9 protein-coding genes and 1 pseudogene are annotated in these 11,068 nt (G+C 63.0%); 7 read left to right on the top strand and 3 right to left on the bottom strand.

Annotation, left to right across the window (positions count from 1 at the left end; translation table 11 throughout):
* Positions 1-333: pseudogene (locus HEP69_RS21660) on the top strand (hypothetical protein); the annotation flags it as partial.
* Between the two features lie 29 nt (positions 334-362).
* On the opposite strand, the gene HEP69_RS21655 reads toward HEP69_RS21660, so the two are convergent.
* On the bottom strand, positions 363-1,094 hold the full coding sequence (locus HEP69_RS21655; protein WP_290560597.1) for a TetR/AcrR family transcriptional regulator: 732 nt from the start codon (positions 1,092-1,094) through the stop codon (positions 363-365).
* 58 nt (positions 1,095-1,152) lie between these two features.
* Between HEP69_RS21655 and HEP69_RS21650 the strand changes: the two genes are divergently transcribed.
* From HEP69_RS21650 to HEP69_RS21625, 6 genes are all read left to right on the top strand, one after another.
* A complete protein-coding gene (locus HEP69_RS21650) occupies positions 1,153-2,289 on the top strand; it encodes an ABC transporter ATP-binding protein (RefSeq protein ID WP_290560596.1) in 1,137 nt (378 codons plus the stop codon).
* A 34-nt stretch (positions 2,290-2,323) separates the two neighbouring features.
* The gene (locus tag HEP69_RS21645; protein ID WP_290560595.1) at positions 2,324-3,394 is read left to right on the top strand and encodes an ABC transporter substrate-binding protein; all 1,071 of its coding nucleotides are present in this window, start codon (positions 2,324-2,326) and stop codon (positions 3,392-3,394) included.
* A 74-nt stretch (positions 3,395-3,468) separates the two neighbouring features.
* On the top strand, positions 3,469-4,305 hold the full coding sequence (locus HEP69_RS21640) for an ABC transporter permease (RefSeq protein WP_290560594.1): 837 nt from the start codon (positions 3,469-3,471) through the stop codon (positions 4,303-4,305).
* The gene (locus HEP69_RS21635) at positions 4,302-5,108 is read left to right on the top strand and encodes an ABC transporter permease (RefSeq protein ID WP_290560593.1); all 807 of its coding nucleotides are present in this window, start codon (positions 4,302-4,304) and stop codon (positions 5,106-5,108) included. The genes HEP69_RS21640 and HEP69_RS21635 overlap by 4 nt, the downstream gene beginning before the upstream one ends.
* A 15-nt stretch (positions 5,109-5,123) precedes the next feature.
* Positions 5,124-5,942: an enoyl-CoA hydratase/isomerase family protein gene (locus HEP69_RS21630; protein ID WP_290560592.1), complete on the top strand. Its 819-nt coding sequence runs from the start codon at positions 5,124-5,126 to the stop codon at positions 5,940-5,942.
* Positions 5,939-7,570 (top strand): class I adenylate-forming enzyme family protein, encoded by a 1,632-nt coding sequence (locus HEP69_RS21625; protein WP_290560591.1) that lies wholly within the window; start codon positions 5,939-5,941, stop codon positions 7,568-7,570. Before HEP69_RS21630 ends, HEP69_RS21625 begins: the two co-directional genes overlap by 4 nt.
* A gap of 531 nt (positions 7,571-8,101) precedes the next feature.
* Here the strand turns inward: HEP69_RS21625 and HEP69_RS21620 are convergent.
* Entirely contained in the window at positions 8,102-9,280 is a 1,179-nt protein-coding gene (locus HEP69_RS21620) for an iron-containing alcohol dehydrogenase (protein ID WP_290560590.1), read from the bottom strand.
* Between the two features lie 70 nt (positions 9,281-9,350).
* A complete protein-coding gene (locus HEP69_RS21615; protein ID WP_290560589.1) occupies positions 9,351-11,009 on the bottom strand; it encodes an AMP-binding protein in 1,659 nt (552 codons plus the stop codon).
* Positions 11,010-11,068: the final 59 nt, after the last annotated feature.

Genomic DNA, 11,068 nt, shown 5'->3' with positions numbered 1-11,068 from the left:
CCCCCCCCCCCCCCGCGCCGCTCGCTTCCCGATCCCGCCCCCATTCCCCCTACCCGGACCCCGTTCCCCGTCTCACCAAACCCCCCGATCCCGCCGCTCAACATCCGTCCCGCGCTCCTCGCCGGGGTTGCAATCGTCGACCGCGCCAGCCCCGCAACGATGAAGATGCCGCAGCGTCACATGTCAGGAGAAAACAAAACCCGGTTTGTCATGGCAACCGCCCACCAGCCGTGGACCAGGCCCTGGATCTATGCCACGAGGGCCGTCGACGACGCTCCGGTCAGGATGCTTTGTGATCGCGGGTGCGGCGAAGGGTCGATCAGGGGGGTCTGATTGCGCCCTGCGCCAGAGCAGCCGATCACCTATCGATCCAGGAAATTCGCGCCAAAGGTCTTGGCCCATTTCAGTTCGTTCAGCGGCGGGGTCTCGCCAAAGATCGCCCGGAACCACATGAACGATATCAGCTCGGCCACCTGTTCCTCACTGTCGACCAGGCGGCTGAGGCTGGGGGATTTGTAGACATAGATTTCGCGTAACAACTCATCGACCATGGCGATGGCGGAACGGACGGCCAGTTTGGCGAACGGATCTTCGGTGCTGCCGGGCGGCATGTCGCGCCGCCGCGCCAGATCTCGCAGCACGATGCGTGCCCATCGGTCGTTGACCACGTCGCGCTCCTTCATCAGTTCCGGGGCCTCGCGCATGAGGGCTTCGCGCCCCCGCAGCATGGCTGCATTCGCTATGTAGTTGGCGGTGTAGTATCGGTTATAGGCGTGGATCGTCTGGAACGGTGTCTGCGCCTTGCTGGCACGCGGACGGTTGCGGCGCACCAGGGCCATGTACCGTTTGATGATGGCCGAGGCCACATCGGACCGATTGTCGAAATAGCGATAGAAGGTACCATGCGCCATGCCCGAGGCATTGGCAATCCGCTCGACCGTGAGCGCTTCGTAACCCGCAAGCTCCATTTCGCGCGCGGCAGCGGCAAGGATCTGCGCACGTGTTCGCACGCGTTTGCCCCGGTCGCGCTGCCGCGCGGCATGCGCCTTCAGCACTTGCGCCATGTTGAAGGTCACAAAGGAGGGGTTGGACACGCTACTTGACTCCGCAAAAAAATGACGTCACCGTCATAAATGACATCAACGTCACAAAATGCGACGCAGTTTATTCGAGGTCCAGTCAAACGCCATGCCGTTCACAGATGCAAGTTCTGGCGAGTCCGTCCGCTTTGAAGGGGTCGGAAAGTCCTATGGCGATGTCGATGCGCTGGTCGATTTCGACCTTGCCGTGAACCCCGGTGAGCTTGTCACGCTGCTGGGTCCCAGCGGATCGGGCAAGACCACCGCGCTCAACGTCTTGGCGGGGTTCACGCAGGCGACCCGAGGCCGCGTCTTGATCGGCGATCGCGAAGTGCAGGGCCTGCCACCCGAAAAGCGCGATGTGGGCATGGTGTTTCAAAGCTATTCGCTTTTTCCCCATCTCAACGTTTTCGACAACATCGCCTTCCCGCTCAAGCTGCGCGGCGTGTCGCGCAAGGAGATCGCCGAGCGGGTCGAGGACGGCCTCGACATGATCCAGATGGGCGATCTGGGTCAGCGCATGCCAGCCGAGCTTTCGGGCGGTCAGAAACAGCGGGTGGCCTTCGCGCGCGCGGTGATCTTCCGCCCCCCGGTTCTGCTGATGGACGAACCGTTGGCGGCGCTTGATCTGAAGCTGCGCGAGAGCATGCAGGCCGAGATCCGCGCCTATCACCAGCGGCTGGGCTGCACGATTGTCTTTGTCACCCATGACCAGAACGAGGCGCTGGCGCTGTCGGACCGAATCGCGGTGATGGGGGACGGGAAACTGGCCCAGATCGACACGCCGCAGGCAATCTATGACGCACCGCAAAGCCGCTATGTGGCCGAGTTCATCGGCAAGACCAACCTGCTGGAGGCCACGGTCGCGGGGTCCGATCTGGCCATTCCGGCGCTGGAACTGACGCTGCCTGTGGCCGATCTGCCTGCGCACAGCGCCAAACGGGACGGACCGATCACCCTGTCTCTGCGGCCCGAGCGGATTTTTCGCGTCTGCCAGGGCGATGCGGAGGCCTATCCGAATTTCGAAGCGCGGGTCGAAGACGCACTTTTTATGGGGGATATGGTGCAGTACCGGCTGCGCCTGCCGGATGCCCAGACGCTGATCGTCACCGAACGGCGCGATACGGGCGGGGCGCGGCCTACACGCGGCGCGACCGTCCAGCTGGGCTTTCTGCCTCGGGATCTGACCCCCATTCCCGAACCGTCCTAACCGGACGGCCATTCACCACAGAGGAGGACGAACGATGAAGAAACTGACATTACCCTATCTGGCCGGTCTGGCGGCGGCCCTGACACTCGCTGTCGCAGCACCCGCCGCAATAGCGCAGGAGCGCACCCTTGCGGTCAGTGGATCGGGGGGGATCGTGGGAGAGATGAATACCCGCTTTTTCGCCGAACCCTTTACGGCGGAAACGGGCATCGCGGTCGAACGTCTCACCAGCGAAGGCAGCCGGATGGCCGAGCTGGAGGCGATGGTCAATTCCGGCCGTGTGCTCTGGGATGTGATGGAGATCTCGGCCTCGAACTATCCCCTCGGCGTGTCAAAGGGGCTTTTTGAGCCGATTGACTATTCCAAGGTCGACCCGGAGGGCCTGTTGCCGCCCGGTGCCCGCGCAGAATACGGCGTGGGCGCGGCCAGCTTCAGCCATGTGCTTGCCGTGCGCACAGATCAGATGCCCGAAGGCCGAATGATGTCCTCCTGGGCGGATTTCTGGGATGTGGAGACCTTCCCGGGGCCGCGCGCCCTGCGCAACCGGGCCGAGGACAATCTGGAATTCGCGCTGCTCGCCGATGGCGTCGCCGAGGCGGACCTCTATACCGTGCTCTCGACCGAGGACGGGCTCGACCGGGCATTCGCCAAGATGGATGAGATCAAGCCCCATGTCACCGCCTGGTGGACGTCGGGCGCGCAGTCGGTGCAGCTTTTGTCGGATGGAGAGGTCTATTTCGGCACCTCCTATAACGGCCGCATCCCGCCGCTTGCGCAATCAGGCCTGCCGGTCGAGATCATGTGGAACGGCGGCGCTCTGCACACGTCCTTTGTCGGTATCCCCAAAGGCACCGAAAATATCGAGATGGCGCATCAATTCATCGCCTACCGCACGATGAACGCCGCGCAGATGCGGCAGTACATGGCCGAGCTGCCGTATCCCGGCTTTGCCCCCGGCCTTTACGATGGCGTTGCCGAAGCGGTGACGGCCATCCAGCCGACCGCACCGGCCAATCTTGAGGCGCAATTCTCGGCCAACCCCGAGTTCTGGGGCGACAACCTCGAAGCGATCCAGGAACGCTGGAACGAATGGCTGCTGGAGTAAATTGAACGCTTGGGTGGCGGCGCGGCCTGCCGCACCGCCACCCGTCCCCCACCCTGATACCGAAAAGGCGCGTGATGCCTCGAATTTTCCGCCACTGGATGCTCTGGCCTGCGTTGGCCATGCTGCTGGTCTTCTTCCTGATGCCATCAGTCGACATCCTGCGCGCCAGCGTGATGGACCCCGAGCTGACCTTTCGGCATTTCGAGCGCTTCCTGGAGCGTGCGGTCTATATGCGGGTGCTGTGGCACACGGTCGAAGTGTCGTTTGTCGTGGCCATCGTCTGTGCGGTGATCGCCTATCCGGTGGCCTATTTCATCGTGCAATCGCCACGCCGGGTACAATTCCTGCTGTTGCTGCTGATCTTCATCCCGCTGTGGATGAGCATTCTGATCCGGTCCTATGCCTGGATGGTGGTGCTGGGCCGCGAGGGGGTCATCAACTCGCTTTTGATGGGCGCGGGCCTGATCGAGACACCGGTGCGGATGCTGTTCACCACGCCTGCGGTCTATGTGGCGATGATCCAGATCCTGCTGCCGATCCAGATCGTCACCTGCTATAGCGCGATGAGCGATATCGACCTTGGTCTGGTGCGCGCGGCACGGGTGCTGGGCGCCTCGCCCTGGGAGGCGACACGGCGCGTCTTTATCCCGCTGAGCCTGGACGGCACCATCACCGGCATGATCATCGTGTTTATGCTGTCGATGGGCTTTTTCATCACGCCCGCGCTTTTGGGCGGCCGACGCGATCTGCTTTTGGCCAACCTGATCGAATTCAACGTCACACAGCTCAACTGGGGCTTTGCCGCGGCGATTGCGCTGATGTTGCTACTGGCCGCGATTGTGGGCATCGTCGTGATCCGGCTGGCCGCGCGGCTGCTGCTCAGGGCGCTCAACGGAGCGCTGGCACGATGAGCGGCGGGCGATTGATCACAGCCAGACGGCTTGGGGCGCTCTATTTCGGTGTGGTCGTCTTCTATCTGATCTTTCCGATCCTGATCATCTTGCCGATCTCGTTTTCCAACAATGATTTCCTGCGCTTCCCGCCCAGCAATTTCGGACTGCGCTGGTATCGCGACTATCTCAGCGACCCGGTCTGGATCGATGCGACGATCCTCTCGTTTCAGGTCGCGGCCCTGGTGGCAGTGATCGCGACGGTGACCGGCACACTGGCGGTTCTGGCGCTGGCGCGGGGACGGCCGCGTTTCGGGCGCGCGATCTCGGGATTCATCGCCCTGCCCATCGTGATCCCGCATATCTTTATCGCCTTGGGCGTCTTTATCTTTGCTGTCCGCTTTGGCTGGGAAGACAACATGTTCGTGCTGGCCGGTGCGCATTCGGCCATCGCGCTGCCTTTTGTCGTGCTGATTGTCGGTGCCTCGCACCGCCAGCTCGACCCGGCTCTGGAGCAGGCGGCGCGGGTGCTGGGCGCGGGGCCTGTCCGCGCGTTTTTCTCGGCGGCATTTCCAAGCCTCTTGCCTGCGATCGTCGCGGGCGCGGTCTTTGCCTTTTTCGTCTCGTTTGACGAGCTCATCATCGCGCAATTCCTGATGAGCCGGAACGAGACGCTTCCGATGCGCATCTGGGCCGACCTTCGGCTCGAACTCAGGCCGACGCTGGCCGCGGTCGCGTCGCTATTGATCGTGGTCACCACGCTGGCGCTTGCGGGTGCCGAGCTTTTGCGGCGCCGCGCCCAAGCCAAACTGGATCAAAGATAGAAAGGAGCACGCAGCATGACCGTGCATTACGAAAAGGACGGGGCCATTGCGGTCTTCACGCTCGACAATGGCAAGGTGAACGCGATCACCCCGCGGATGCATCACGAGTTTCACGAACATCTGAAGGATTACCTCTCTGATCCTGCGCTCAAGTCCGCCGTCCTGACCGGCGCGGGGACGCGGGCCTTTTCCGGCGGCGACGACATCAAGACCGACTGGAGCCACCCGACACAAGCCGAAACCCTTCAGGCGCATTTTCATCCCTCGCGCATGGGCGAGATCGACGTCCGGCCGGGGTGGGAGCGCGAGTTGCGCGGGCTGGAACGCTATAAGCCGATTGTCGGCGCGCTGAACGGTCCGGCCCTGGGCATGGGGTTCATTTTCGCGATGAATTTCATGGATATCCGCGTGGCTACCCCCGGCGCGTATCTCAGCCTGCCCGAGATCGCCTATGGCATGGCCGGTGCCGGCGGCTCGACCCATCTGTGGCGGCATCTGCCACCAGCGATAGCCATGGACATGGTGTTGACGGGCACGGTGCTGGAGGCAGAACAGGCACAGCATTTCGGGCTTTACAACGATGTGGTCGCGCCCGAAGCGCTGATGGAGACCGCAATGGCCAAGGCCGCCAAGATCGCCGAGAGCCCGGGCGTGTCGATCCGGGTCGAGATGGAGGGGTTTTACCGCACCATGGACATGTCACGGTCCGATGGCAGCGCCTTTATGTATCATCTTTACCGGTTGCAGCGCGCGGCCTATCTCAGCCAGCCCGGCACATCGGCCAATCCGCTCGCCGATGATGCGCCCGAGCAGAACGCCACAGGTGCGTCATGAGAATGGATCCCGGCATCGCTGCCATGGCGCGGTTTCACGAGACCGCCGCCGCGACCGACTTCCCGGAGACGTTGGGGGCCTTCGTTGCTGAGTGCGCGGCGCAGCACGGCGACAAGCCCCTGTCGATCTATTTCGACGAGGATCGGGTGCTGAGCTATGCAGGGCTTGACCGCTCGGCATCGAAGCTGGCGTCTGGCCTGCTGGAGATGGGCGTGCGCAAGGGCACGCATGTCGCGGTGATGGTGCCCAATGTGCCGGAGTTCCTGATCACCTGGGCCGCGTTGGGCCGGATCGGAGCGGTCATGGTTCCGGCAAATACGGGATATGGCGTGGAAGAGCTGACCTATCTTCTGACCGATTCCGACGCGCAATTCATGGTCGTGGATGCAGACTATCTCGATCGGTTGCAGGGGATGGAGACGCTGCCGCCCTTGCTGGCGCCAGCGCGCATCCTTGTGCGTGGCACGCCACCGGCAGGATATGCCGACTGGCAGGGCGTGCATGACGCGGGCGACGCGGCCTTTGCCGCGCCAAGCCCGGTCACCCGCACCGACCTTTTGAACCTGCAATACACTTCCGGCACCACCGGGTTTCCCAAGGGCTGCATGCTCAGTCACGATTACTGGATGCTGCTGGGCCATCTGGCGGCCATGCAGAGGGGCCAGGGCGGACAGATCCGCAACACGCTGATCTGGGCGCCTTACTTCTATATGGATCCACAATGGCAGACCCTGATGACCATGGCCCTGGGCGGCACCGCCCATGTGGCGCGCAAGATGCAACTGGGCCGGTTCATGGATTGGCTGATCGATTATGAGATCGAATACTGCGCCTTTCCCGAACCTGCGCTCAAACGGTTCCCGCCTTCGGAGCGCGACGGGCAAACCAAGCTGCGCTATATCAACGCCTTTGGCTGGTCCGGCCCGGCCAATGAGGAGGTTGAGCGCCGGTTCGATGTGGTGGCCCGCAACACCTTCGGGATGACCGAGATTGGCAGCGGCCTGTCCGTCCCGCCCGAAGCCACCCATATGACCGGCTCGCAAAGCTGCGGCGTGCCGTCGCCCTTCCGCCAGATGCGGATCGTCGACGAGGCAGGCCGGGATGTACCCCCAGGCGAAGTGGGGGAGCTCTGGGTGGCGGGCAGGTCCGTGCTTCAGGGGTATTACAAAAAGCCCCAAGCGAATGCCGACAGCTTTACCGGGCGCTGGTTTCACACAGGCGATCTCTTCCGTCAGGACGAGACCGGCTATTATTATATCGTCGGACGCATCAAGGAGATGATCAAGCGCTCGGGCGAGAATATCTCGGCCCGCGAGTTGGAAGAGGTCCTGCGGCGGATGCCCGAGATCGAGGAAGCCGCAGCCGTGCCAGAACCGGATGAGCTGCGCAAGGAAGAGGTTAAGGTCTATGTGATGCTGGCCGAAGGGCTGACACCGAAGGACTGTCCGCCCGATGCCGTCATCGCCCATTGCGCGGCGCATCTGGCCGCTTTTAAAATCCCTCGCTATGTCGGCTATGTCGATGACTTCCCGCGCACACCCACGCGAAAGATCGCCAAGACCAAAATCACGGAGGCGCATCAGATCACCGATATCTGGGACGCCCGGAAAGATCCCGGCACCGGATAGGCCCAAAGCGCGGATCCGGGCAAAGACCCCCGCAGGCGGTGCGAGATCCGATCCTGGTGCATGGCGGCAGATTTTTCGGTCAGGAGGACGCAGCCCGACAGATGCCCTTTTGCGTGCGCTATGTCTGCAAGATCAAAGAGTATGCGGCCGGGCACGGGGGGCAGGCCCGTGCAGCCGTCGGGGCTCTGGCGCGCCGGGGTCGGCAGGCGATATGTCCGGTTATCAACGAGAGCGGGATGGCGCCTCCCCTCACCTCGGCGGTAAGACTGGCGGCGCGTTTTTGTGCTTTCTCTGAACGGCTTTGCGGCTGTCCTCCGATCAAGGCCGTTTCGGAGTGGCGCGTTCAGGCGATCACAATCTTGCCCTGCCGCGCCGACCGGTGTCAGGGATCCCGTACTCCCCTGACCTGGACATTCGACACCATGCGCCCGGCCGCGCCTAACGGCCAAGCCTGCCGGCAAGTCCGTATCAGGCCGGCTCAGCGATGGATGGTCGATCCGTCGCTGACCCGACCCTGACCCCGACCCGGGCTTACCTGGCAAGTTCCAGGATCTCCATCACGTCAGATGGCTGGGAGATGGGGCGCGGGTTCGTGCGGCCCCAGATATCCTCCATGGTGTATTCCGCGATCTTTTGCAGACGGTTCTCGCCCACATCGACCGCCGCAAGCGAACGCGGCATACCGAGATCGGTGATGAAACTGTCGACCAGATCCGCCGCAGGCCTGTCCGCCGCTCCGAACGCGGCTGCGATACGCGTCTGGCGCGCCGCGTTCACCGATGCGTTCCAGCGCAGCACGAAAGGCGACATGACACACGAGGTATACCCGTGCGGCACGTCGCACAGACCGCCCAGAACATGTCCGATGGCATGGCTGGCCCCCATCGGGACACCGGCAATGATCGGCAGCATGGATTGCCAGACACCGATCTGGCATTTCAGCCGCGCCTCGATGTCTTCCGGATCTGACTTGACGCGCGGCAGCCCTTCGATCAGCAGGCGCAGCGCGCTTTCGGCCAGACCGTCGCAATAATCGTTCGACTGGAAAGATTGCAGCGTCTCGATAGCGTGATCGAGGGCGCGCACGCCGGTGGAAAACCAAAGCCAATCCGGTGTGTGCCGCGTCAACTGGGGGTCGAGGATGATACTGACCGGCGCCATCAACCGCTCCTGATAGCCCTGCTTGTGCTTGGTGGCCGGGTCGGTGGCCCCCGACAAGGGGTTGAACTCGCCCCCCGACAGGGTGGTCGGCACACAGATGGTGCGGATCGTCTGCGGGGTAAAGCTGGGCAGGACCATGCCGCCCGTGTCATCCACATAGATATGCAGCGGTTCCATGTCGTCGGAGGTGCGCACGTCATTTGACAGGCAGATCGGAACGATCTTGGCGCAGTCGGTAACGGACCCGCCGCCAACCGAGACAATCAGGTCGGCAGCAGCCGCCCGCGCGGCCTGGGTCGCTGCAATCACATCCGTGCGCGGTCCGTGGGGCTGCACGCCGGTGAATGTCGTTGCGTGACGGGACCCGAGTGCGGCCTCGATGGCTGCGATTTCCGGTGTGGTCTCGGCAAGCGACGTGCTCGCGATCAGCATGACCCGGGTCGCACCCATAGCCTCCGCCTCGGCGGCGATGGCGTGAGCGGCGGGCTGCCCGAAGATCACCCGCTCGGTTGATGTCAGCACGACGCTGCCCTGAGATGGTTTCGTCATTTCTGTTCCTCCCTATGACGATATCCGCCCGCGACCGCCCCCTGTCCGGCTGCGCGCATTGCGCTCCTGTTCAGGCGCTGCGGTCAAACCGCTCGCTCTTGATGTGGATGCCCGCCGCCGCGCGGTCCCAGGTGTCGGGGGTGACCCCTTCGGCGCGCAGTTCGTGTTTCAGAACCTTGGCGCTGGGGGTTTTGGGCAAGCCGCCCTCGATCACCCGGACATAGCGGGGCACCATGAAATAGGCCATTCGGTCCCTGAGAAAACCGATCAGTTGGACCGGATCCAGCACGCGCCCCTCCACCGGAGCCACACAGACCAGAACGTCATCCTCGCTCACCTCCGACGGCACGGCGACGGCGGCTGCCTCGGCAATGTCGGGATGGGCGCAAACCTCGGCCTCAACCTCGAACGAGGAGATATTCTCGCCCCGCCGCCGGATCGCGTCCTTCATCCGGTCCACAAAGAAGAAATGACCTTCCGCATCGCAGGTAAAGGCGTCTCCGGTATGGAACCAGCCGTTGCGCCAGGCCTCGGCGGTTGCTTCGGGGTTCTTGTAATAGCCGCTCATCATGCCCCAGGGGCGGTCGGTTCGCACCACCATTTCCCCGACCATGCCGCGGGGGACCTCACAATCATTGTCATCGACCAGACGGACTTCGACGCCGGGTCTCGGCTTGCCGCAGGTGCCGCGTACCTTGGGATTTGGATCCGACACGATCGGGGTCGAAATCTCGGTCATATTGAAGATCGTGTAGACTTCGACATCAAAGCGCGATGCAAAGCTCTCGGAATTGGCCGCCAGTGGCACCATCAGAACCAGACGCAGCGGATTGTCGGCTTCGTCGTCACTGGCGTCCTGTTTTTCCAGAAAGGTCGCCATGACCCCCAGAAGAAACGCCACCGTGCTTTGCGTATTGCGTACCGATTGCCAATAGGTGGCGGTATCGAACCGGTCGACCATGGCAAAGGATCCGCCCCGGGCCAGCATGCAAAACATCGGGCCCATACCGCCGATATGAAACATCGGCGCATTGATCAGATAGCGGTCCTCGGCGGTCACAAAAGGCCAGCTTTCTGGACCGGCATTGGTGAACAGGTGCAGATACGAGACCAGGACCCCCTTGGACGGCCCCGTCGTGCCCGAGGTATAGATGATCGCCATCGGATCCCAAGACTCAATCGGGCGCGACAGGGGCGCCAGCGTACCCGTCCGGGGCAGCAGCGCGTCCTCATAGGTTTCGGCAGGCAACGCAGGCGTTTCGGGTACCGCACCGCCCACCACAACCAGACGTTCCAGCGCGTGCAGCTTGATCCCCGACAGGCGGTCGGCAAGCGAGGCATGCACCACCGCCAGCCGCGCGTCGGAGACGCCGATCACATGTTCCAGCAACTGTCCCTTATAGGCCGTGTTGATCGGAACATAGATCGCCCCGATATAGTTGAGCGCAAAGAAGATGCGCAACTGCTCGCGGCTGTTGGGTGTGAAGACAAGGACATGATCGCCTTGGGTCACACCCTGGGCCTGCAAGCCCAGACCGGTCTGGATCACCAAGTCGCGGAACCGGGCATAGCTCCATTCTTCGCCGGTATCGTCGAATTTGACGACCACCTTGTCTGGGCGTTCGGATGCGTGGCGGTCGATCAGGTCCCGCGTGACCACGCGGTCGCGCGGTGGTATCCGCGGATCGGTTGTTTCTGGGCTTTGGGGGCTCTCGGCGACGTCAAACATGGGTCCTCCCTTCGGGTCTGGTTTGGCGCGCTGCGCGGTCGGTCCTCCGGCCGGTCCGC

This window comes from Aestuariivita sp., from assembly GCF_021404545.1.
Lineage (GTDB): Bacteria > Pseudomonadota > Alphaproteobacteria > Rhodobacterales > Rhodobacteraceae > Aestuariivita.
The sequence above is the reverse complement of the archived record's forward strand: the minus strand, read 5'-3'. Positions and strand labels throughout refer to the sequence as shown.

Bases quoted from the DNA above. Each gene is read 5' to 3' on its own strand.
- HEP69_RS21645 (WP_290560595.1), top strand. From the start codon at position 2,324: ATGAAGAAACTGACATTACCCTATCTGGCCGGTCTGGCGGCGGCCCTG.
- HEP69_RS21635 (WP_290560593.1), top strand. From the start codon at position 4,302: ATGAGCGGCGGGCGATTGATCACAGCCAGACGGCTTGGGGCGCTCTAT.
- HEP69_RS21650 (WP_290560596.1), top strand. From the start codon at position 1,153: ATGCGACGCAGTTTATTCGAGGTCCAGTCAAACGCCATGCCGTTCACA.
- HEP69_RS21640 (WP_290560594.1), top strand. From the start codon at position 3,469: ATGCCTCGAATTTTCCGCCACTGGATGCTCTGGCCTGCGTTGGCCATG.
- HEP69_RS21615 (WP_290560589.1), bottom strand. From the start codon at position 11,009: ATGTTTGACGTCGCCGAGAGCCCCCAAAGCCCAGAAACAACCGATCCG.
- HEP69_RS21620 (WP_290560590.1), bottom strand. From the start codon at position 9,280: ATGACGAAACCATCTCAGGGCAGCGTCGTGCTGACATCAACCGAGCGG.
- HEP69_RS21630 (WP_290560592.1), top strand. From the start codon at position 5,124: ATGACCGTGCATTACGAAAAGGACGGGGCCATTGCGGTCTTCACGCTC.
- HEP69_RS21625 (WP_290560591.1), top strand. From the start codon at position 5,939: ATGAGAATGGATCCCGGCATCGCTGCCATGGCGCGGTTTCACGAGACC.